Source organism: Phaeobacter gallaeciensis (genome assembly GCF_001678945.1).
Taxonomy (GTDB): domain Bacteria; phylum Pseudomonadota; class Alphaproteobacteria; order Rhodobacterales; family Rhodobacteraceae; genus Phycobacter; species Phycobacter gallaeciensis_A.
Genome location: NZ_CP015124.1, coordinates 2652858 through 2673517, shown reverse-complemented (window position 1 = coordinate 2673517; position 20660 = coordinate 2652858). Strand labels below are relative to the sequence as shown.

Below are 20660 nucleotides of genomic sequence, written 5' to 3'. Positions count from 1 at the left end.
ACACCGCCCTGAGCCGGCCTCAAATGGCGCCAGAAATACGGCTACCCTGCAAGATTTCGACGTCTTGTTTTGAAACCTATAGGTTTTCTACAATAAATATACCGTAAAATTTTACCGACAGACAATTTGCGCAGGCCATCATTGCGCCAGCAGGGTGAAATTGGTAAACAATCCTGACCACCACTAGGGCGAGGACGAACCGGTGCCTGTTATCACCAATATCAACGACCTGAAGCGCATCTACGAACGCCGCGTTCCCCGGATGTTTTACGACTACGCCGAAAGCGGCAGCTGGACCGAGCAGACGTTCCGCGAGAACACCTCGGATTTTGAACAGATCCGCCTGCGCCAGCGCGTGGCCGTTGATATGTCCGGCCGCTCCACCGCCAGCCAAATGATCGGCCAGGACGTTGCGATGCCCGTGGCACTGGCGCCCGTCGGCCTGACCGGCATGCAGCATGCCGATGGTGAAATCAAAGCCGCCCGCGCCGCCGAGGCCTTTGGTGTGCCCTTTACCCTGTCGACAATGTCGATCAACTCGATCGAGGACGTGGCGGAGGCGACCACCAAACCCTTCTGGTTCCAGCTATATACCATGAAAGACGAGGATTACGTGCGGCGCCTGATCGAACGTGCCAAGGCGGCCAAATGTTCGGCGCTGGTGATCACGCTGGACCTTCAGATCCTTGGGCAGCGCCACAAGGACCTGAAAAACGGTCTTTCCGCACCACCGAAACTGACACCCAAGACCATCGCCAACCTGATGACGAAATGGGCTTGGGGCATCGAAATGCTGGGCGCCAAGCGCCGCGAGTTCGGCAATATCGTCGGCCACGTCGAAGGCATTTCCGACGCGTCTTCGTTGGGCGCCTGGACGGCCGAGCAATTCGACCCCTCGCTCGACTGGGGCAAGATCGAAAAGCTGAAGGAAATGTGGGGCGGCAAGGTGATCCTGAAGGGGATCCTGGACGCCGAGGACGCCAAGATGGCCGCCAAGGTCGGCGCCGATGCCATCACTGTCTCCAACCACGGCGGGCGCCAGTTGGACGGGGCGCTCAGCTCGATCCGGATGCTGCCGCAGATCATGGATGCTGTCGGCGACGAGGTCGAAGTGCATCTGGACAGTGGTATCCGCTCAGGTCAGGACGTCCTGAAGGCGCTGGCGCTGGGGGCCAAGGGCACCATGATAGGCCGCGCCTTTGTCTATGGCCTGGGTGCCATGGGGCAGAAGGGTGTGACAACTGCTCTGGAAGTCATCCAGAAAGAGCTGGACACCACAATGGCCCTGTGCGGCGAGCGCAACGTGGCGGATCTTGGCCGTCATAACCTGCTGGTCCCCGAAGGGTTCGAAGGGCGCTGGCAGGACTGATCTCCGGCAGCGATTTTTAAGCTTTGCATTGCGGGGATTCTCCGCTATACGCGCGGCTTCACGCGGGGTGACAGCCTTGGAGGCATCCCGCCCTAACATATTGGAGAATTAAAATGGCTGGAGAGATTCCTGATCTCGTTTGCCAGGAACGTGCGGGGACGGGCAAGGGCGCCGCTCGCGCAGCGCGTCGCGCTGGCATGGTTCCTGGTGTTGTTTTTGGTGGTGACGTTGATCCCATTGCGATCCAGATCCCCTTTAACGAGCTGTTCAAAAAGCTGAAAGCCGGTCGCTTCAAGTCCACTCTGTGGAACCTGAAGGTTGAAGGTCAGGAAGACGTCCGCGTCATCTGCCGCGACGTCCAGCGTGACGTGGTCAAGGACCTGCCGACTCACTTTGACCTGATGCGCCTGCGCCGCACCACCAAGATCAACCTGTTCATCCCGGTTGAGTTCGTCGGTGAAGACGTTGCACCCGGAATCAAAAAAGGCGGCATGCTGTCCGTCGTCCGCCCCGAGGTGGAACTGGTCGTGACCGCTGGCGATATTCCGGAGAAGCTCGTCGTGGACATCTCCGAGCTGCAGATCGGTGACACCGTCACCATCTCGTCGATTGACCTTCCGAACGGCACCAAGCCGACCATCGACCGCGACTTCGTGATTGCGAACATCGCAGCACCTGCTGGCCTGGCTGCCTCGGACGACGAGGAAGAAGGCGAAGCGGAAGAAGCCGCAGAAGAATAAGATCTACGCCACATTGGCAGGATCAAGGAACGGAGCCCTTTTCGGGCTCCGTTTTCTTTTGCCACACCGAAAACCGTCGACGGGCCCCGGCACTGGATTTCCCGGCGCGCAGCAGGCATGTATCAGGCAAAGATCTGCAAACAGCGAGAGAGCCCATGAAACTCTTTGTCGGACTGGGGAACCCCGGCGCCAAATACGAAAGAAACCGGCACAATATCGGCTTCATGGCGCTGGACCGGATCGCCGAAGACCACGGATTTTCCCCTTGGAAGTCGAAATTCCAGGGACAGATCTGCGAAGGCACCCTGGGCGGTGAAAAAGTGCTGCTGCTGAAGCCGCAGACCTTCATGAACAATTCCGGCCAGTCCGTCGGGGAAACCATGCGGTTCTACAAGCTGACACCAGCGGATGTCACCGTGCTGCATGACGAACTGGACCTGGCTCCCGGCAAGGCGCGCATCAAACAGGGCGGTGGCCACGCGGGCCACAACGGGCTGCGCTCGATCCACGCCCATATCGGCGCAGACTACGCCCGCGTGCGTCTGGGCATTGGTCATCCCGGCCATAAGGACGCCGTGGCAGGTTATGTGCTACGCGATTTCCCCAAGGCGGACGAAGACTGGCTCGACGATTTAATGCGCGGCATTTCCGACGGCGCAGCATCGCTGGCCAAAGGGGACGGCGGCAAATTCATGAATGCGGTTGCCCTGCGCACCGCGCCGCCACGCAGCTCCACTTCGCCCAAGGGGCAGGAGAAGCAGGCCAAGGCGGAAAAGCAGGCGGACAAAGCCCCCGAGACACAGGACAACCGCTCCCCGCTTGAGCGTCTGGTGGACAAGTTCAAGTAGGCTGCTTTCCGTTGCGTCCGCTTTGCGCGGACTCACCCCGGCGGCTAGGCTGACCGTAAAGGGGAGGAAAGACATGCGCAAACTCATGCGGATAGCCGGGCGTATCCTGGCCATTGCAGCCGTTGTCTTGCTGGCGGCAGGCCTGTGGAAACGGGACGAAATCATGCGCCTCTGGGCGGTGAATTCGCTGTTTGCCGAAGACAGGATCGTTGCGAATTTCTCCAACATGGAGGGCGCCTTTCTGACCCGGCCGGTGTCGCGCGGCGACGGGCCCGTCGTACCCCTTGCCACAGGAGAGGCGATGACCCTGCCCGCCGGAGCGGGCGACTGGATCAATGCCCGCGCCGTGACCTCTCTTCTGGTGCTGAAGGACGGGAAGATCCGGCACGAAAGCTATCACCTTGGCACTGCTGAGACGGACCGGCGGATTTCCTGGTCGGTGGCAAAAAGTTATCTGTCGGCGCTGTTTGGGATCCTGCTGAAGGAAGGCGCGATTGCCTCGCTCGACGATCCGGTCACCACATACGCGCCGCTACTGACGGGCAGCGCCTATGACGGCGCCAGCATCCGTAACGTGCTCAACATGGCCAGCGGCGTCACCTTTGACGAGGATTACCTGGATTATGATTCCGACATTAACCGCATGGGCCGCGAGATCGCATTGGGCGGGGCGCTGGACCAGTTCGCTGCCGATCTGAAGGACCGCTTCGCCGCTCCGGGCAGCACCTGGCAATATGTGTCGATCGACACCCATGTGATCGGCATGGTGATCCGGGGCGCCACCGGACGCAGCATTCCGGACCTCCTGTCGGAAAAGATCATCACCCCGCTGGGGCTGGAACAGGCACCCTATTACGTGACCGATGGCGACGGCGTGGCTTTCGTGCTGGGCGGGCTCAACATCACCACCCGCGATTATGCCCGGTTCGGTCTGTTGATAGAACAGGACGGCCGGTACAACGGACAGCAGATCGTGCCTGCCGACTGGATCGCCGCCTCGACCCGCCCCTCTGCTCCGACCAAGGAGGGTAAGATCGGATATGGCTATCAATGGTGGGTCCCCATCGGCGCCCATGACGGCGAATTCCTCGCCCGCGGTGTCTATGGCCAATACATCTATATCGACCAGGACCGGGACGTGGTGATCGTCAGCACGGCAGCAGACAGAAAATTCCGCGACAAGGGCGTAAACCGCGCTAATATCGAGATGTTTCGACAGATCGCCCGCGCATTATAGGGAGACCCGCATGGAAAAAGACGACAGCATCAACGTTCTGGGAGAGGCGCTTCAGCCCTGCTCCACCGATCCGATGACCGGCTTTTTCCGCGATGGCGCCTGCAACACCTGCGCGGCGGATCAGGGCAGCCATACCGTCTGCGCGGTGATGACGGCAGAGTTCCTCGCCTATTCGAAATACGTCGGAAATGATCTCAGCACGCCGCGACCCGAATTCCAGTTCAAGGGGCTGAAACCCGGCGATTGCTGGTGCCTCTGTGCCGCCCGGTTCCTGCAGGCTGCCGACGAAGGCTGCGCGCCGCAGGTGAACCTGCGAGGCACCCACCAGCGGGCGCTGGACATCGTTCCGCTTGAGGTTCTGAAGGCCCACAGTGTCTGACTAGTCACCGTCGCTCATCAGATCCTCAATGAACAGGCTCAGCAGCTGTGTGCGCCCGCTGACCCCGGCCTTGCGGTAGATGGCATTGCTCTGCGCCTTGACTGTGCCGTCCGAGGTTTGGCGCAGCTCTGCGATTTCCGAAAGGCTGAGGCCCTTGAGGGAAAACAGCGCCACATCGCGTTCGGCCGGGGTCAGACCCCAGGCGCAGAACCGTTCCTCTAGGTGATCCTTGAAGGCGGATTGCATCAGGCGCAGGCTTTCCTCGACGGCGCGCACCCGCTGCTGGCTGCGCCGGTAGGCAATCCAGCCCAGCACCACCCCCAGCACGAGCCCCAGTGCGGCGCCGATTTCCAGAAATTCGCGGGTCTGCCAACTGATCGGACGGGACCGCAGCCCCAGCACCGTAAGCGCAATATCGGAAACAAAGAACGTGGCGCAAATGCCCTGCACCAATACCAGAACGGGAAGAAACCAACCCGTCTTCATGCGGCTGCCCTGCGTTTAGTCAGCACAGGCGCGCCCGGCCCATGATCAGTCATCACCGTCCCCGCCTTCGCCATCGCCACCTTCACCGGAGCCGCCCTGCCCTTCGCCACCCTGTCCGTCACCCCCATGACCGCCGTGGCCGCCCGCGCCGGGACCATCGCCGTTGCCGCCATCGTCATCTCCGTCTTCGCCGACATCATCCCCGTCGCTGTCTCCGTCTTCGCCACCAAGGCGATCAAACAGACTGAAAAGACCGCTGCTGGCGCTGTCGTCATCCTTGTCTTCGATGTAATCGCGCAGGATCTCACCGGTGCCGGGGTTCACAATGATCTCGCGCTCGATCCGGTCGGTTGTGGCCACGATCCTGTAGCGGCCAAGGAAAGTCCGCGTCACCACGATCTCGCCATAGCCCTGACTGCGCAGCTGATCGGTAATTCTATCCGTGAAGGGGTCGGCCAAGGCGACGCCCGGCTGGACCAGCAACATGACAAGCACAAAGAGGACGTGAGCGATCCGGCGGCGCATGGGCTGTGTCCTCCTTTGAGTGAAAATGGACGGTTCGATAGGGGCCTTGTGGGACAATGCCACTGATCGGCAGAAAAGCTCAACCGCGGTATCAGGCAGAAAATACCGCGGTTGAACCTTGTGAGGCGCCGGGGGGAAATGGAGCGTTGGGACGGATGCTCCACAGGCGCCTTGGGTGCGCTTAAGGGACGCGCGTCGGGTTAGTCGTGACCTTCGCCACCGTTTCCTTCACCACCGTGGCCTTCGCCACCGCCGCCGTGACCCTCACCGCCATGGCCTTCACCACCGTGGCCCTCGCCACCGTGACCTTCACCGCCATGGCCCTCGCCACCTTCACCGTGGCCTTCGCCGCCCTCGCCGTGGCCCTCTCCATGGCCTTCGCCGTGGTCGTCTTCACCCGCATCATCGGACTTCCCATAGGCATAGGCATGCTCATTTTGGTTCTGATGCTGGTTCTGGTTCTGATAGGCGTGCTCGTAGGAATTCTGGTTCTGCTCGCCCGAGCCTGTCTCGGTAGAGGCATAGGTGGTCGCTGCAAGGCCCAAGAGGATTGCGGTGCTGGTCAGAAGTACGCGGTTCATCAGGATCTTCCTTTTATTGATCACGTTGGCGGTGGGTTTTCAGCCGCCTCGACCCAGACTGAACCGCTCGACCCGGCAAGAACCATTCGACAGAGGTTTAAATTCTGGCCGGACTGCGGTTGGTTTAGGGCGCATAAACCTGGGTTTATGGCCCCGAAAACGAAAAAAGAGCCGCCAAATGGCAGCTCTTTTCCTGTGTTTACAGATAGATCAGGAGATCTGGATCAGTCTTCCAGATCGCGCCCCTCTTCGGTGTCGGACATGTCAAACCCCAGATGGCGCGCCACCGTGAAGATGTCCTTGTCGCCGCGACCGCACATGTTCATCACGATGATATGGTCCTTGGGCAGGGTCGGCGCGATCTTCATCACATGGGCCAGCGCGTGGCTCGGCTCCAGCGCCGGGATGATTCCCTCCATTGCGCAGGACAGCTGGAACGCCTCCAGCGCTTCCTTGTCGGTGATCGACACATATTCGGCGCGCCCCGTGTCATGCAGCCAAGCGTGCTCCGGGCCGATGCCGGGATAATCCAGACCCGCAGAGATCGAGAAGCCCTCGAGGATCTGACCATCGTCATCCTGCAAGAGGTAAGTGCGGTTGCCGTGCAGCACGCCTGGGCGACCGCCGGTGAGCGAGGCACAATGCTGCATCTTCTCGTCAACGCCCTTGCCGCCAGCCTCGACGCCGATAATGCCAACGCTCTTGTCGTCCAGGAACGGGTAGAACAACCCCATCGCGTTCGAACCGCCGCCAATGGCTGCAACCAGCGTATCAGGCAGGCGGCCTTCGCCTTCCTGCTCGGCCAGCTGCCAGCGCACTTCCTTGCCGATCACGGACTGGAAATCGCGCACCATCGCCGGATAGGGGTGCGGGCCTGCCACGGTGCCGATGCAGTAGAAGGTATCGCGCACGTTGGTCACCCAGTCGCGCAGCGCATCGTTCATCGCATCCTTCAGCGTGCCCCGGCCCGAAGTCACCGGAATCACTTCGGCGCCCAGCAGACGCATGCGGAACACGTTCGGGGCCTGACGTTTGACATCATGCGCGCCCATGTAGACCACACATTTCAGGCCGAACTTGGCGCAGACAGTCGCGGTGGCGACGCCGTGCTGACCGGCACCGGTTTCGGCGATGATCCGGGTCTTGCCCATGCGGCGGGCCAGCAGGATCTGACCCAGCACGTTGTTCACCTTGTGGGCGCCGGTGTGGTTCAGCTCGTCCCGCTTCATATAGATCTTGGCGCCGCCCAGATGATTGGTCAGGCGCTCCGCAAAATACAGCGGGCTGGGACGGCCCACGTAGTTTTTCCACAGATCGTCCATTTCGGCCCAGAAGGTCGGGTCGTCCTTGGCCCGGTCGTATTCCTCTTCAAGGCTGAGGATCAGCGGCATCAGCGTTTCACTGACGAAACGCCCGCCGAAAATGCCAAAGCGACCCTTTTCGTCGGGCCCGTTCATGAAGCTGTTGAAAAGATCTTCGGCCATGATTGTTCCTCTCTGCGCGGCACTGCTTCTGAGTATAGCGCAGCAGGCGACGGGTAAAGAGACACCAGACAGGAATCGCGCCATCTGCGGTAAAGTCACCGGGATGATCGGCACGAAGCCGGGACGCAGCTCCGGTAGCCGCAAGCCCGTCGCCAACCTGGGCTTAACCCGTTGTGTGCTCCACAAAGGCGCGGATCAGGTCCGCATCCTTGACGCCGGGGGCACTTTCAACGCCCGAGGACACATCAACCTGACGGGCACCGGTCATGCGGATCGCCTCGGCGACGTTGTCCGGGGTCAGACCGCCAGCCAGCATCCAGGGCTTGCGCCAGTACTTGCGCCCGGCCAGCAGGCGCCAGTCAAAGGCAAGCCCGTTGCCGCCCGGAAGGTCAGCGCCCTTGGGCGGTTTGGCATCGATCAGCAGTTGGTCAGCCACATCGGAGTAAATATCAATCTGCGCCAGGTCCGCCGCGTCAGCCACCCCGATGGCCTTCATCACAGGCAGGCCGTAGCGCGCCTTGACCTCGGCCACGCGCTGGGGCGTTTCCTTGCCGTGCAGCTGCAACATGTCCAGCGGCACGGCCTCTGTCAGCGCGTCCAGCTCCGCATCGCCCGCGTTGACCGTCAGGGCAACCTTGCACAAGCCGACAGGCGCCGCTGCGGCCAGGGTTGCCGCGGTTTCATAAGAGACGTTGCGTGGTGATTTTTCGAAGAAGACAAAGCCCGCGTAGGCCGCGCCCGCACGCGCCACGCAATCGACGTCCTGCGGCGTGCTGAGGCCGCAGACCTTTACCCGGATGTCAGCAGCCATCAGATCAGACCGAGTCGTCCAGCAATGCCAGAACTTCGTCTTTGCCTTCGTGCTTTTGCTTTTTCAGCTTCTGCACTTCGCGGGAAAGTTTCTTCACCTCGCGGGTCTGGTTACCGACCTCGCGGCGGTGCTTGTGCTCGCGCAGCCATTCCCAGATGAAGCCAATCACCAGACCAGCGGCAACGCCGCCCAGAACCACGACAAACAGCGGCAGGGCGATGCCCGGGTTCCAACCCACCAGTTCCGCCAGGGCGGTTGGCATCAGCTTCAGCTCCACGACAGAGCGGTTCGCAAGGCTCACCGAGACCAGAATGATCCCAAGCGAAGCCAGGATGGCATAACGAATATAGCGCATTTAAGCCTTTCCGTTCAGACGGTCCCTCAAGAGCTTTCCAGTCTTGAAGAACGGCACATGTTTTTCCTCAACATGGACCGTTTCGCCGGTACGGGGATTGCGACCAACCCGCGCATCGCGCTTTTTCACCGAAAAAGCGCCAAAGCCGCGCAGCTCGACCCGGTCACCCCGGGCCATCGCATCGGTCACTTCCTCAAATACCGTGTTCACGATCCTTTCGACGTCCCGCTGATACAGGTGCGGGTTTTCGTCTGCAATCTTCTGAATCAGTTCAGAGCGGATCATCCTTTCTGCCCTCCCAAGCCAACGCAATCCTTTGTCGAGTGTTCCCGACTATAGGAAAAAATCGGCGCGCCGGGAACAAAAACAGGCGTCGCCAATCTCCATATCTGAGGAGATTGCACGAAATTGCTTTGTAAAACCAGCCATTTGCTGCTCATAGGGCAGTTTGCCGCCGCCCAGCCCCGGTTTCGCGCCGCCGACGGCCTGCGCCCGGACCTGATTCGCCGCCCGCTCAGACCCGGGGTTCAGAGACATCAAAATTAGAAAGAAAATCTCATGTTGAGATCAAATCTTCTGATCGACAGGTTCCTTGGGGTCCAGATGAAACATCACAATACCATATGCCATTGGCGGGGAAGACAGAGTATCTTCCCAGCGCCTCGGCTGCGCATCCGCGTCCTTTGGCACAGTGACGCGCTCGGGAATATCGATGCTTTTCTTGGCGAGCTCCATGGTATCACCATCAGCCACAAAACTCTCAATCTTGGCCGTACGCTCCTCCCGCAGCTTGGCTTTCTGTTCAGCACCAAAAGCGATAGTTCGCTGGGCTTCCTCAGGACTGAGCAGGTCATTAATTTCGTCTTCACTTGCCGCATATCTGCCTCTTACGGCAATTGCCGAAGCCTGTTCATAGTCTTTGATTGTTACTGACCCACCGGCGTGCGTAACGATCAGGTCGTTTCCGTCTTTCTTCACAGTATACGGGCCATTTTCTTCGACCCGCAGTACGAATTCGGCGCCGCGCGCCACCTGAACGGTGTCATGGCCTGAGTCAAATCGAACACTCATCCCGACAGTTCCACCGCCAATCGCAATGGTATCATTGCCAGTACCACCATCAATCGTCAGGGCTTCCTCAACCGTGACTGAAATGAAATCATCCCCTGCCCCTGCGTTGATATCCGCTCTCTGCGCATAGCCCAGTCTTGCCTGCTTTACGCGTTCCTCCGCCGTTCCTGCTCGGGTATAGCTGGTAACTTCGGAGATCCCTATATAGGTGGCTCCGAACTTCGTTACGGCTGTCCCACCAATTCCAGCATCAACGGATATGGTGTCATGGCCATCGCCGCTGTATACACCATTTACAACCCCAGCGCGAATTGCTACGGAATCGCTCCCCTCGCCCGCATAGACGGCCTTCACCAAGTCGGTTTCGATCGCAATCGCATCATTGCCGCCTTTGGTGTACACACTACTTACGCGCTTGGCCTTGATGGCGACCGCATCATTGCTGACTGTTTTTGAGTGCCATCCGAGTACAGTATCGCCAGATTTGGTTTTCTTGGCGTGTAGGCCGCTACTTCGATCTGTGTATACGGATTCCACCCAATCAGCTTCAATACTGATGGCATCATTCCCACCTCGCGTGTAAACCCCCTTAACTGTGCTGGCACGAATGGCAAAAGAGGCTTCATTTTGGGAGGAAACATTTCTGACGGTTTTGCCGCTAACAATGCTTAGCGCATCGGAGTCCGGGGTCTTGAACAAGGCGACAACTGTTCCGGCAGAAGATCGGCTCTGACCGCCAAGTTTGTCGAGGGCCGCCGCCATATTGGCCGCCAGTTTGCGGTAATGCTCGGCGAGAATTCTACTCCGGGCCGCGCTGTTCTTGCTTGAGTCTTGGGCGTTTAATTTTTTCCGGGTATCTATCCCGGTTTGGAGTTTCTCAGCTTGATAGTCATTCTCTGCTTTCGCAATGGTGTTCAGCCTGTCCACGCCCCAGGCCGTCCCTTGATCACCCGATTCGACCCGGGCCTGAGCGCCCCTGTCGCTGGCTGAGGCATTAATCAGTGTAAGGGCGGAATTATTGACAATAGAAAGGCCGGAAAATGTGGTCATGTCTCTACTCCTGAAGCTGAATTCGTTCGCTGCAGTCTCAACCAAAGACATTTAGACATCACTACAACCAAAAGGAGATTGCGTGGAATTTTACTAACCCACGCTCCGGACTGTCACCTTTCCATGCCCCAGAACACAGAAAAGCCCCGCAAATTGCGGGGCTTTCCAGATTGTCAGAACAGAGAAATCTCTGAAGGTCAGTCGCCGGTCTTCAGCGCTGCGCCCAGGATGTCGCCCAGCGATGCGCCGGAATCCGAGGAGCCATACTGTTCCACTGCTTCTTTCTCTTCCGCGATCTCGCGTGCCTTGATCGACAGACCCAGACGGCGGGTCTTGCTGTCAACGTTGGTCACGCGGACGTCGATCTTGTCACCAACCGAGAAACGCTCGGGGCGCTGATCGGCACGGTCACGCGACAGGTCGGAGCGGCGGATGAAGGACTTCATGCCTTCGTATTCCACTTCGATGCCACCGTCTTCGATGGCGGTCACTTCGACGGTCACGATCGAGCCACGCTTCACGCCGCCCACGGCTTCGGCGAACTTGTCGCCGCCCAGGGCTTTGATCGACAGGGAGATACGCTCTTTTTCAACGTCCACTTCGGAGACAACGGCCGAAACCATGTCGCCTTTGCGGTAGTTCTGGATCGCATCTTCGCCACGCTCGTCCCAGCTGAGGTCGGAGAGGTGAACCATGCCGTCGATGTCGCCTTCGAGGCCGATGAACAGACCGAATTCGGTGATGTTCTTGACTTCGCCTTCGACTTCGGTGCCCTCGGGGTGGGTCTCAGCAAAGACTTCCCACGGGTTGCGCATGGTCTGCTTGAGGCCCAGGGACACGCGACGCTTGGCGCCGTCGATTTCCAGAACCATGACGTCGACTTCCTGCGAGGTCGAAACGATCTTGCCGGGGTGCACGTTCTTCTTGGTCCAGGACATCTCGGAGACGTGGACCAGACCTTCGACACCGGGCTCCAGCTCAACAAATGCACCGTAATCGGTGATGTTGGTGACGCGACCCTTGTGGACCGAACCCAGCGGGAACTTGGCGCCAACCAGATCCCACGGATCTTCCTGCAGCTGCTTCATGCCGAGGGAGATACGGTGGGTCTCTTTGTTGATCTTGATGACCTGAACCTTGACGGTTTCGCCGATCGACAGGATCTCGGAGGGGTGGTTCACACGGCGCCATGCCATGTCGGTGACGTGCAGCAGGCCGTCAACGCCGCCGAGGTCAACAAACGCACCGTATTCGGTGATGTTCTTGACCACGCCGTCAACCGCATCGCCTTCGGACAGTTTGCCGATGACTTCTGCACGCTGTTCGGCACGCGATTCTTCCAGGATGGCGCGACGGGAGACAACGATGTTGCCACGGCGACGGTCCATTTTCAGGATCTGGAAGGGCTGTTTCAGACCCATCAGCGGGCCGGCGTCGCGCACGGGGCGCACGTCAACTTGCGAACCGGGCAGGAAGGCCACGGCGCCGCCGAGGTCGACAGTGAAGCCGCCTTTGACGCGGCCGAAGATCGCGCCTTCGACGCGGGCATCGTCTGCGTATGCTTTTTCCAGGCGATCCCATGCTTCTTCGCGGCGCGCCATCTCGCGGGAGATGACAGCTTCGCCACGGGCGTTTTCAGCCGAGCGCAGGAAGACTTCCACTTCATCGCCAACGGCGATTTCGGGAGTTTCACCAGGATTTGCGAATTCTTTCAGATCAACGCGGCCTTCCATTTTGTAGCCGACGTCGATGATGGCCTGGCCCGCTTCGATTGCGATGACCTTGCCTTTAACAACGGACCCCTCATCGGGTGTGTCCATTTCGAAGCTTTCGTTCAGGAGGGCTTCGAATTCCTCCATCGATGTGTTCTGAGCCATGTGGTCTCGGATTTCCTTTACATATCTTATTTAGCTGGCCATGCGGTTGTCTCCGCCGGTCTGAATGGGTTGGTCGGTCTGAGATCACGCATCTGAACCGTCTGGAGCAAACAAACACAAAGGGCCGGAGGTTGCCCCGACCCTGCTCAGACTGTCCGTGGTGCGTTTTCGCATCTCTTTCGACAGGGGCCGTATAAGCAGATTCCCCCTTGCTGGCAAGGGGAAATGGACTCGGCATCCCTGTCACGACAAGGATGCGCCCCGGCTATTGGCGGTGGAAACAGCCGCCGCCTCCCCCGTTTCCGGTCAGCCTTGCCGGTCCTTGATCGCAGCAATGGCCGCCGCGATAGCGGCTTCGATGCTCAGATCGCTGGTGTCGATCACCACCGCATCATCCGCAGGCTTCAGCGGCGCCTCGCTGCGGTTCATGTCGCGTTCGTCCCGGGCCTTCACATCAGCCAGAACGGTGTCGTAATCGCTGTCCGATCCGTTTTCGCTCAGCTCCAGGAACCGGCGGCGGGCGCGGACCTCGGCGCTGGCGGTGACAAAGAGTTTCGCCTCGGCATCCGGGCAGATCACCGTGCCGATGTCGCGCCCGTCCAGCACCGCGCCCCCGGCCCGGCGGGCAAAGCTGCGCTGGAAATCTACTAGGGCCTGACGGACCTCGGCGATCACCGCCACTTTCGATGCGGCCTGGGCCACCTCGGCCGTGCGCAGCCCCTCGGCCTCCAGATCGGCAGCGACCAGAGACTGCGCGGCCTCAAGTGGTTTATCGCCAGCCAACACCCGCGCCCCGACAGCCCGGTACAACAGGCCCGTGTCCAGATGGGCAAAACCGAAATGCGCGGCGACCGCTTTGGAGATCGTGCCTTTGCCCGCTGCTGCCGGGCCGTCGATGGCGATGGTGAAACGGGTGGTCATGTTGCAAAGCGCTCCGAAATCTCAAGCGTGGGTGAACTTGGCGCCAAGCGCGGTCATCAGCGGCTCGAAGATCGGGAAGGAGGTCGCAATCGGGCCGCCATCATCAACGGAGACCGGGTTTTGCGCCGCCATGCCCATCACCATGAAGGACATGGCGATCCGGTGATCAAGGAAACTCTCGCAGGTGCCGCCGCCGGGTACGCCTTCGGGGCCAAGGCCCATCACAGCCCACCAATCGTCGCCTTCACGGACGGCAACGCCATTGGCCCGCAGGCCCCGCGCCATGGCGTCGATCCGGTCGCTTTCCTTGACGCGCAGCTCTTTGACGCCCGCCATCATCGTCTCGCCCCGTGCAAAGGAGGCAACGACGGAGAGCACCGGGTATTCATCGATCATCGAGGCGGCGCGTTCAGGCGGCACCTCGATCCCCTGCATGGAGGGGGAGTAGCGCGCCCGCAGATCGGCAACCGGCTCACCGCCCTCGACCCGCTCGTTTTCATAAGTGAGGTCCGCGCCCATCTCGCGCAGGGTCGTGAACAGTCCCGCGCGGGTCGGGTTGAGGCCAATACCTGGCACCAGCACGTCCGATCCGGGCGTGATCAGCGCCGCGCAAACCGGGAAGGCGGCGGAGGATGGATCGCGCGGCACCGCGATCACCTGCGGTTTCAGCTCGGGCCGACCAGTGAGGGTGATGACCCGGCCCTCTTCCGTCTCTTCGGTGGTAATCTCGGCGCCGAACCCTTCAAGCATCCGCTCGGTATGATCGCGGGTGGCTTCCTTCTCGATCACCACGGTCTGCCCCGGCGCGTTGAGCCCTGCCAGCAGAACAGCCGATTTCACCTGCGCCGAGGGCACCGGCACCACATAGCGCACCGGCACCGGATCCGCCGCCCCGACGATGGTCATCGGCAGCCGCCCGCCAGAGCGGCCCACCGCCTGCGCGCCGAACAGGGCCAGCGGATCGGTCACCCGCGCCATCGGGCGTTTGTTGAGGCTGGCATCGCCGGTGAAGGTCACGGAAATCGGCGAGGTCGCCATAGTGCCCATGATCAGCCGCACGCCGGTGCCGGAATTGCCACAGTCGATCACATTGTCCGGCTCGGCAAAACCGCCGACACCGACACCAAAGACCGACCACTTTCCGCCGCCATGGTTGATGACCTCGGCCCCGAAGGCCTGCATCGCCTTGGCCGTGTCCAGCACGTCCTCGCCCTCCAAAAGTCCCGAAATCCGGGTTTCGCCCACGGCCATGGCGCCAAGGATCAGGGACCGGTGCGAAATCGACTTGTCGCCCGGCACCTTGGCCACGCCTGCCAGCGGGTCGGCACGGTGAGAGATCATCGGGGTAGGCGTACCGTGTCCGGACATGAAGGCTTCCTTTGTCAGAGTGTCGCGAATGCTTTTGTTTCCGCTATCGGTAACGAATTGCCGTGATCCGGTCCAGCGCCGATCAGCGCAAGATCACGCCCATATCACCCCGATATCAGCCAAGGCGGCGGAAGGTCAGGTAATGCGGCGTGCGCCCCTCTCGCAGGGCCTTTTGCTCGTATCGGGTAGAAATCCAGTCGTCCCAGGGCTCGCGCCAGTCGGCAGGGCGCTCGGCCAGCCATTCAAAGCCCGCTTTTGGCACTTCTTCCAGGGTCTGGCGGACGTAATCAGGAATATCCGTCGCCACCCGGAAAATCGCGCCGGGTTTCAGGCAGCGGGCCAGCGGCTCCAAATGTTCCTGGGTCACAAAACGGCGGCGATGATGGCGTTTCTTAGGCCAGGGATCGGGATAGAGCAGGAAGGCGCGCGAAATCGACGCTTCGGGCAGCACATCCATCAGATCGCGCGCATCGCCGGGATGCACCGCGATATTATCCGCATTTGCCTTACGGATCTTGCCCAGCAGCATGGCCACCCCGTTGATAAAGGGTTCGGCACCGATGATGCCGACTCCTGGGTTGTTCTGGGCCTGATGTACCAGATGTTCGCCGCCACCAAAGCCGACCTCGAGCCAGACATCGCGACCGCCAAACAGCGCCTGCAGATCCAGCGGATTGCGCTCCGGGTTTTCATCCCAGCCCACGGCCCCGGGCGACAGCGCCCCGAGGTCCTCGTCCAGATAACGTCGCTGGCTGTCCTTCAGGGTCTTGCCGCTGAAACGGCCATAGAAATTGCGCCAGGGCGCGCCGCTGGCGTGTTTGTCGGCCGCATCGGTCCGCGCCGGGTGGCTGGCAGAGCTGGTTTTCTTGTCATCAGACATCGGACGGGCCTTTTCATTGCCGGTGTTTCGACGCCCGATCTTGCGTTTCGCCATTAACAGGCGCAGGCGGGCGAATGCTGGGCGTCCATCTGCCGCAAGCCGCCCTGCGGGTCAAGAGAGCTGTCCCGGTGCTACTGATCCTGCGGCGCCTGTTCCCGCAACACTCCGGCAGCCACCAGTCGCAAGCGGGACGGGTACCATTCGGCATTGGGGCGCACCCGCATGGTTTCAATCGCAAAGGCCGGATCGACCCCGCGCGATACCAGATAGGTCAGCTGTTCGTAGATTTCCTCCTGAGTGTCCTGATAGATCCAGGAGCCGAATTCAAAAGGGGTGGCCCAATCTTCGTCATCGCGCCATTCCCGATAATAACTTTGCACCGCTTCCGGCGCCCAACTGCGCTGATGAAACCCGATCTTGGACCCCAGCATCATGCGCCGCCGCTGCCCGGCCAGGAAGATATCGACACAGGCGCTGACACATTCGCCATCGACCGAAGTATTCAGCCCATGGTCCATGACGATCCATGCGATCTCGGCCCCGGCATAGACACTGCCGCCACCACTGTTCAGCCGCACCTCGGTGACCTGCGGGTTGTCTGCCAGGATGCTGCGAAAGGCGTCGATGTCCTCGGGGGTGATCTCGGACGCCGCGCCGGTGATGTCGGTTTCGGTGTCAAACACCAAGGCCTCGCCGTCGATGCGAAATTTCTGCGGCAGGGGCTCCCTGGCCAGCAGGTGTAACGGCAATGCCAGCATCACAAGGCAAAGCAGCGAGAATATAGGCAGGGATGAACGGTTCATATGGACATGGCTTCCTTTGCGCGAAGGGCATTCCCCGCCGGAAAAGACTAGTTCGGCCCCGGCGCGTAGCTCAAGCCCTGCGCCCTACACCAGTCGCGGATCAAAAAAGGGGCAGGCCCCGTGGCCCGCCCCCGTTTTGCAATACACTGCCTGACCGGATCAGACGGCCTTTTTCAGCGCCTCGACCAGATCAGTGCGTTCCCAGCTGAAGCCGCCATCGGCATCGGGTTCGCGGCCAAAGTGACCATAGGCTGCGGTGCGCTGATAGATCGGCTTGTTGAGGCCCAGATGCGAGCGGATGCCGCGCGGGCTGAGATCCATCACCTGACCAATGGCTTTTTCAATCGCCTCAGGCGCGACGTCGCCGGTGCCGTGGGTGTCAGCATAGATCGACAACGGCTGAGACACGCCAATCGCATAAGACAGCTGGATGGTGCATTTGTCGGCCATCCCAGCGGCAACGACGTTCTTGGCCAGATAGCGCGCAGCATAGGCCGCCGAACGGTCAACCTTGGTCGGATCCTTGCCCGAGAAAGCGCCGCCGCCATGCGGGGCCGCACCGCCATAGGTGTCGACGATGATCTTGCGGCCGGTGAGGCCGGCATCGCCATCGGGGCCGCCGATCACGAACTTGCCGGTCGGGTTTACGTGCCAGATGGTTTCTGCGGTCAGCCAGCCCTCGGGCAGGGTCTCGCGGATATAGGGTTCCACGATCTGGCGGATATCGTCGGATGTCAGCGACTCGTCCAGATGCTGGGTCGACAGCACCAGCGAGTTGACGCCCACCGGCTTGCCGTTCTCATAATTGATGGACAGCTGCGATTTGGCATCGGGACCCAGTGCAGGTTCGGTGCCGTTCTTGCGCACTTCGGCAAGGCGGCGCAGAATCGCGTGGCTGAACTGGATCGGCGCGGGCATCAGCGCGTCGGTTTCATTGGTGGCAAAGCCGAACATGATGCCTTGGTCGCCAGCACCTTCGTCCTTGTTCTCGGCCGAATCGACACCCTGCGCGATATGAGCGGACTGTTCATGCAGCAGGTTGGTGATTTCCACGGTCTCGTGGTGGAACTTGTCCTGCTCGTAGCCGATGTCCTTGATGCAGGCGCGGGCGATCTCGTCGATCTTGCCCATGTAATCGTGCAGTTTGTCCTGGTCGGACAGACCCACCTCGCCCCCGATCACAACGCGATTGGTTGTGGCAAAGGTCTCTGCCGCGACACGCGCTTCTGGCTCTTCCGCCAGAAAGGCGTCCAGAACGGCATCGGAAATCCGGTCACAGACCTTATCCGGGTGGCCCTCGGAAACGGATTCCGAAGTGAAAATATAGTGCTTGCGGGTCATGAAAAGTGCTCCATTTGGTTTCGCCTCGCCACGCCAGGAAGCCGTTGTGGGAGGAACCGAAACTACCTACGTGGGAAGACGGTTGTCGTCAATGCTTTTACCGGCCAGAGGTTGAGCAGCTATGAACGCGCCTGCATATTTCCGCCGCGGCGCAGCGCCGCACCTGCCAGCCCCAGCAGCAGGATCAGCACCGGCCAGTCCCCGGTGCCGCTGTAAGGGGTCGCGGGAAGCGCCGCGGGCAGGATCACATCCACATAGCCAGCCTCCCCCAAGGGCAGCGACGGGCCAAGGCGCCCATAGGGGTCAATCACGCCGGAAATACCGGTATTGGCGGCGCGCAGCATCGGCAGCCCCTGCTCTGCGGCCCGCATCCGCGCCTGCACCAGATGCTGATAGGGCCCCGAACGAGTGCCGAACCAGGCATCATTGGTGATCTGCACCAACATGTCCGGGCGATCGGGGGCGGCGTTCACATCCTGCGGGAAGACTGCCTCGTAACAGATCAGCGGCAATGCCTTGCCGATAGGCAGATCCATCAGCCGCGCGCCGGGTCCCGCAGCATAGCCCGCACCGGCCTGAGAGGCCAATCCATGGAATCCGAACCGCGCCATCAGATCGCCAAAGGGCACGTATTCCCCGAACGGCACCAGATGTGCCTTGTCATAGATCTGCCCGGCAGAACCATCGGCGCTGATCAGAGCAGCCGAATTGAAATAGGCGCCGCCTTCTTCGCGCTGGATCCCCAGCAAGAGCGGCACGCCCGGCGCCTGCTCAAGGATCGCCTCCAGCGTATTGCCGGCATAGTTCAACAACTGCGGCACCGCGGTTTCCGGCCAGATGATCATATCAGGACGCGGGCCTTGGGCGTTAAAACCCATGGCGCGGCGCACGAAATCCCACCGCAGATCCGGGTGCCATTTCTGGTGCTGCGGCGCATTGGGCTGCACCAAGCGCACCCTGTGATCCGTCAGTTCGACCTCGGGAGGAGACGGCAGCAGCGCCACCAGAGCCACAAGCGCACCACCGGGCAGGACCGCCCGCGCGGGGCTAGAGCGCAGCAGCGCCAGCGGTAGAAACGCGGCAAGCGTCAGCACCGCCAGCCCCTGCGGGCCAATCCACGGCAGCAGCTGCGCTGCGGGCGTATCAATCCAGAACTGTCCGAAAGCGGCCCAGGGAAACCCCGTCAGAAGATAGGCGCGGGCAAATTCTGCAAGGCTCCAGAAGGCAATCAGCAGGGTGACCCGCGCCGCCCCCCTGCTCCACCGCACGGCCCCGGCAAAGGCGGCGCCCCAGAACAGCGCCAGACCACCGGCCAGAAACACAAGGGCAAAGGGCGCCATCCAGGCGTGCCGCTGCGCATCCACCTGAAAGGGTTCAACGATCCACGACAGGCCAAAAGCGAAATACCCAAGCCCAAAGGCCCAGCCCAACATGGCGCCAGACCAGGACGTCTGCGCCCGCAGGGCAAAGGCGCCAATCACCGCCAGTGCAATTGGCACGGTCCAGAGCATCTGATTGGGGGCCAGCGCCAGCGACATGAGCGCGCCAAAGCCAAAGGCCAGCGCAAGGACTGGCAAATGGGGTGCTAGCCGCCCCAACCTGCTGCGCAGACCGGAAACCTTCGTCATTCCGCAGCGTTGGGCACCAGTACCCGCAGCCGTTTGATCCGACGGGGATCGGCATCCATGATTTCGAACTCAGGCCCGTCCGGGTGCACGATCACCTCACCGCGGGCGGGCACCCGGCCCGACAGCATGAAGACCAGTCCACCCAGCGTGTCGATCTCTTCTTCGTCGACATCGTCGTGATTGGTCAGCGACTGGCCGATCTCGGCCTCAAATTCATCCAGTGGCGTGCGGGCCTGGGCGATATAGCAGCCAGATTTTTCCCGAAACCAGGTCTGATCCTCGCCGGTGTCGTGTTCGTCCTCGATCTCACCGATGACCTGCTCAATGAGGTCTTCGATGGTCACCAGACCATCAACACCGCCATATTCGTCGATCACCAGCGCCATGTGCCGACGTTCGGCCTGCATCTTGGCCAGAAGCACCCCGATGGGCATGGACGGTGGCACAAACAGCAGCGGGCGCAGCATCTCGCGCAGATTGAACGGCTCCGCCCCGCAGTTGAACCCATGGGTCAGGGCAAAATCCTTGAGGTGAGCAAAGCCAAGCGGCGTGTCCAGCGTGCCCTCGTAAACCGGGACTCGGGTAAAGCCGCTGTCGCGGAATACCTGCACCAGATCGTCGCTTTCGATTGTCACGGGGACGGCCACGATCTCGGCCGAGGGGATAGCAACGTCTTCAACCCGCATCCGGCGCAGATTGATCATGCCATGTGGCTGAACCTCGGAGACAGCGTCTTGCTGCTCTTCCTGTTCCTCCGTCGTGGCAGAGGCCGACAGGGAGCCGAAAATACGCCCCAACAGTCCGGTCTTTTCCGCGTGTTCCGTGGCCTCTATGGCCTCACTCTTCATATGCAGCGCGCCATGCGCTGCGTTAGAACTGCCTTCTATGTCGCCCATTTATCCTATC

At 60.9% G+C, this 20660-nt stretch carries 21 protein-coding genes and 1 riboswitch; of the genes, 5 read left to right on the top strand and 16 right to left on the bottom strand.

Translation table 11 applies throughout. The features are described from left to right. The first annotated feature begins 202 nt into the window (after positions 1 to 202). The 5 genes from JL2886_RS12720 (at position 203) to JL2886_RS12700 (ending at position 4573) form a co-directional block, all read left to right on the top strand. Complete coding sequence (locus tag JL2886_RS12720; protein WP_065272346.1) at positions 203 to 1369, top strand: alpha-hydroxy acid oxidase; 1167 nt, start codon at positions 203 to 205, stop codon at positions 1367 to 1369. A gap of 113 nt (positions 1370 to 1482) precedes the next feature. Continuing rightward, complete coding sequence (locus tag JL2886_RS12715; RefSeq protein WP_065272345.1) at positions 1483 to 2109, top strand: 50S ribosomal protein L25/general stress protein Ctc; 627 nt, start codon at positions 1483 to 1485, stop codon at positions 2107 to 2109. A gap of 155 nt (positions 2110 to 2264) precedes the next feature. Further along, positions 2265 to 2957 (top strand): aminoacyl-tRNA hydrolase, encoded by a 693-nt coding sequence (pth, locus tag JL2886_RS12710; protein WP_065272344.1) that lies wholly within the window; start codon positions 2265 to 2267, stop codon positions 2955 to 2957. 73 nt (positions 2958 to 3030) lie between these two features. After that, positions 3031 to 4194 carry a serine hydrolase domain-containing protein gene (locus JL2886_RS12705; protein WP_065272343.1) on the top strand — a complete coding sequence of 388 codons (1164 nt, stop codon included), beginning with the start codon at positions 3031 to 3033 and terminating at the stop codon, positions 4192 to 4194. A gap of 10 nt (positions 4195 to 4204) precedes the next feature. After that, complete coding sequence (locus tag JL2886_RS12700; RefSeq protein WP_065272342.1) at positions 4205 to 4573, top strand: DUF2237 family protein; 369 nt, start codon at positions 4205 to 4207, stop codon at positions 4571 to 4573. On the opposite strand, the gene JL2886_RS12695 is transcribed toward JL2886_RS12700, so the two are convergent. The 16 genes from JL2886_RS12695 to JL2886_RS12615 form a co-directional block, all read right to left on the bottom strand. After that, entirely contained in the window at positions 4574 to 5059 is a 486-nt protein-coding gene (locus JL2886_RS12695) for a helix-turn-helix transcriptional regulator (protein WP_065272341.1), read from the bottom strand. A 45-nt stretch (positions 5060 to 5104) separates the two neighbouring features. Then, complete coding sequence (locus JL2886_RS12690; protein WP_065272340.1) at positions 5105 to 5584, bottom strand: hypothetical protein; 480 nt, start codon at positions 5582 to 5584, stop codon at positions 5105 to 5107. Between the two features lie 200 nt (positions 5585 to 5784). Beyond that, positions 5785 to 6165, bottom strand: coding sequence for a hypothetical protein (locus JL2886_RS19460; RefSeq protein ID WP_065272339.1), 381 nt, complete (start codon positions 6163 to 6165; stop codon positions 5785 to 5787). A gap of 224 nt (positions 6166 to 6389) precedes the next feature. Further along, positions 6390 to 7649, bottom strand: coding sequence for a tryptophan synthase subunit beta (gene trpB, locus JL2886_RS12680; RefSeq protein ID WP_065272338.1), 1260 nt, complete (start codon positions 7647 to 7649; stop codon positions 6390 to 6392). 163 nt (positions 7650 to 7812) lie between these two features. Continuing rightward, entirely contained in the window at positions 7813 to 8460 is a 648-nt protein-coding gene (locus JL2886_RS12675) for a phosphoribosylanthranilate isomerase (RefSeq protein WP_065272337.1), read from the bottom strand. A 4-nt stretch (positions 8461 to 8464) separates the two neighbouring features. Then, on the bottom strand, positions 8465 to 8815 hold the full coding sequence (locus JL2886_RS12670) for a lipopolysaccharide assembly protein LapA domain-containing protein (protein WP_065272336.1): 351 nt from the start codon (positions 8813 to 8815) through the stop codon (positions 8465 to 8467). Next, complete coding sequence (gene ihfB / locus JL2886_RS12665) at positions 8816 to 9100, bottom strand: integration host factor subunit beta (RefSeq protein WP_065272335.1); 285 nt, start codon at positions 9098 to 9100, stop codon at positions 8816 to 8818. Between the two features lie 282 nt (positions 9101 to 9382). Beyond that, positions 9383 to 10936 carry a hypothetical protein gene (locus JL2886_RS12655; RefSeq protein WP_133245357.1) on the bottom strand — a complete coding sequence of 518 codons (1554 nt, stop codon included), beginning with the start codon at positions 10934 to 10936 and terminating at the stop codon, positions 9383 to 9385. A gap of 197 nt (positions 10937 to 11133) precedes the next feature. Further along, positions 11134 to 12813: a 30S ribosomal protein S1 gene (rpsA, locus tag JL2886_RS12650; RefSeq protein WP_065272332.1), complete on the bottom strand. Its 1680-nt coding sequence runs from the start codon at positions 12811 to 12813 to the stop codon at positions 11134 to 11136. Between the two features lie 306 nt (positions 12814 to 13119). Then, positions 13120 to 13734 (bottom strand): (d)CMP kinase, encoded by a 615-nt coding sequence (gene cmk, locus JL2886_RS12645; RefSeq protein WP_065272331.1) that lies wholly within the window; start codon positions 13732 to 13734, stop codon positions 13120 to 13122. A 21-nt stretch (positions 13735 to 13755) separates the two neighbouring features. Further along, positions 13756 to 15102 carry a 3-phosphoshikimate 1-carboxyvinyltransferase gene (aroA, locus tag JL2886_RS12640; protein WP_065272330.1) on the bottom strand — a complete coding sequence of 449 codons (1347 nt, stop codon included), beginning with the start codon at positions 15100 to 15102 and terminating at the stop codon, positions 13756 to 13758. Positions 15103 to 15217: 115 nt separating this feature from the next. Continuing rightward, positions 15218 to 15982, bottom strand: coding sequence for a tRNA (guanine(46)-N(7))-methyltransferase TrmB (trmB, locus tag JL2886_RS12635; RefSeq protein WP_065273688.1), 765 nt, complete (start codon positions 15980 to 15982; stop codon positions 15218 to 15220). Positions 15983 to 16113: 131 nt separating this feature from the next. Continuing rightward, positions 16114 to 16785 carry a hypothetical protein gene (locus tag JL2886_RS12630; RefSeq protein ID WP_065272329.1) on the bottom strand — a complete coding sequence of 224 codons (672 nt, stop codon included), beginning with the start codon at positions 16783 to 16785 and terminating at the stop codon, positions 16114 to 16116. A gap of 159 nt (positions 16786 to 16944) precedes the next feature. After that, on the bottom strand, positions 16945 to 18126 hold the full coding sequence (gene metK, locus JL2886_RS12625) for a methionine adenosyltransferase (protein ID WP_065272328.1): 1182 nt from the start codon (positions 18124 to 18126) through the stop codon (positions 16945 to 16947). A 6-nt stretch (positions 18127 to 18132) separates the two neighbouring features. Then, positions 18133 to 18182: riboswitch (SAM-SAH riboswitch) on the bottom strand. Positions 18183 to 18245: 63 nt separating this feature from the next. Continuing rightward, positions 18246 to 19754, bottom strand: a complete 1509-nt coding sequence (gene lnt / locus JL2886_RS12620; RefSeq protein ID WP_065272327.1) for an apolipoprotein N-acyltransferase — start codon at positions 19752 to 19754, stop codon at positions 18246 to 18248. Continuing rightward, a complete protein-coding gene (locus JL2886_RS12615) occupies positions 19751 to 20650 on the bottom strand; it encodes a hemolysin family protein (protein ID WP_065272326.1) in 900 nt (299 codons plus the stop codon). The genes lnt and JL2886_RS12615 overlap by 4 nt, the downstream gene beginning before the upstream one ends. Between the last annotated feature and the right edge of the window lie 10 nt (positions 20651 to 20660).

Bases quoted from the DNA above. Each gene is read 5' to 3' on its own strand.
- lnt (WP_065272327.1), bottom strand. From the start codon at position 19,754: ATGACGAAGGTTTCCGGTCTGCGCAGCAGGTTGGGGCGGCTAGCACCC.
- metK (WP_065272328.1), bottom strand. From the start codon at position 18,126: ATGACCCGCAAGCACTATATTTTCACTTCGGAATCCGTTTCCGAGGGC.
- trpB (WP_065272338.1), bottom strand. From the start codon at position 7,649: ATGGCCGAAGATCTTTTCAACAGCTTCATGAACGGGCCCGACGAAAAG.
- trmB (WP_065273688.1), bottom strand. From the start codon at position 15,982: ATGTCTGATGACAAGAAAACCAGCTCTGCCAGCCACCCGGCGCGGACC.
- JL2886_RS12705 (WP_065272343.1), top strand. From the start codon at position 3,031: ATGCGCAAACTCATGCGGATAGCCGGGCGTATCCTGGCCATTGCAGCC.
- ihfB (WP_065272335.1), bottom strand. From the start codon at position 9,100: ATGATCCGCTCTGAACTGATTCAGAAGATTGCAGACGAAAACCCGCAC.
- JL2886_RS12690 (WP_065272340.1), bottom strand. From the start codon at position 5,584: ATGCGCCGCCGGATCGCTCACGTCCTCTTTGTGCTTGTCATGTTGCTG.
- JL2886_RS12700 (WP_065272342.1), top strand. From the start codon at position 4,205: ATGGAAAAAGACGACAGCATCAACGTTCTGGGAGAGGCGCTTCAGCCC.
- JL2886_RS12695 (WP_065272341.1), bottom strand. From the start codon at position 5,059: ATGAAGACGGGTTGGTTTCTTCCCGTTCTGGTATTGGTGCAGGGCATT.
- JL2886_RS12715 (WP_065272345.1), top strand. From the start codon at position 1,483: ATGGCTGGAGAGATTCCTGATCTCGTTTGCCAGGAACGTGCGGGGACG.
- rpsA (WP_065272332.1), bottom strand. From the start codon at position 12,813: ATGGCTCAGAACACATCGATGGAGGAATTCGAAGCCCTCCTGAACGAA.
- JL2886_RS12670 (WP_065272336.1), bottom strand. From the start codon at position 8,815: ATGCGCTATATTCGTTATGCCATCCTGGCTTCGCTTGGGATCATTCTG.
- JL2886_RS12655 (WP_133245357.1), bottom strand. From the start codon at position 10,936: ATGACCACATTTTCCGGCCTTTCTATTGTCAATAATTCCGCCCTTACA.
- JL2886_RS12675 (WP_065272337.1), bottom strand. From the start codon at position 8,460: ATGGCTGCTGACATCCGGGTAAAGGTCTGCGGCCTCAGCACGCCGCAG.
- JL2886_RS12630 (WP_065272329.1), bottom strand. From the start codon at position 16,785: ATGAACCGTTCATCCCTGCCTATATTCTCGCTGCTTTGCCTTGTGATG.
- JL2886_RS12615 (WP_065272326.1), bottom strand. From the start codon at position 20,650: ATGGGCGACATAGAAGGCAGTTCTAACGCAGCGCATGGCGCGCTGCAT.
- aroA (WP_065272330.1), bottom strand. From the start codon at position 15,102: ATGTCCGGACACGGTACGCCTACCCCGATGATCTCTCACCGTGCCGAC.
- pth (WP_065272344.1), top strand. From the start codon at position 2,265: ATGAAACTCTTTGTCGGACTGGGGAACCCCGGCGCCAAATACGAAAGA.
- cmk (WP_065272331.1), bottom strand. From the start codon at position 13,734: ATGACCACCCGTTTCACCATCGCCATCGACGGCCCGGCAGCAGCGGGC.
- JL2886_RS19460 (WP_065272339.1), bottom strand. From the start codon at position 6,165: ATGAACCGCGTACTTCTGACCAGCACCGCAATCCTCTTGGGCCTTGCA.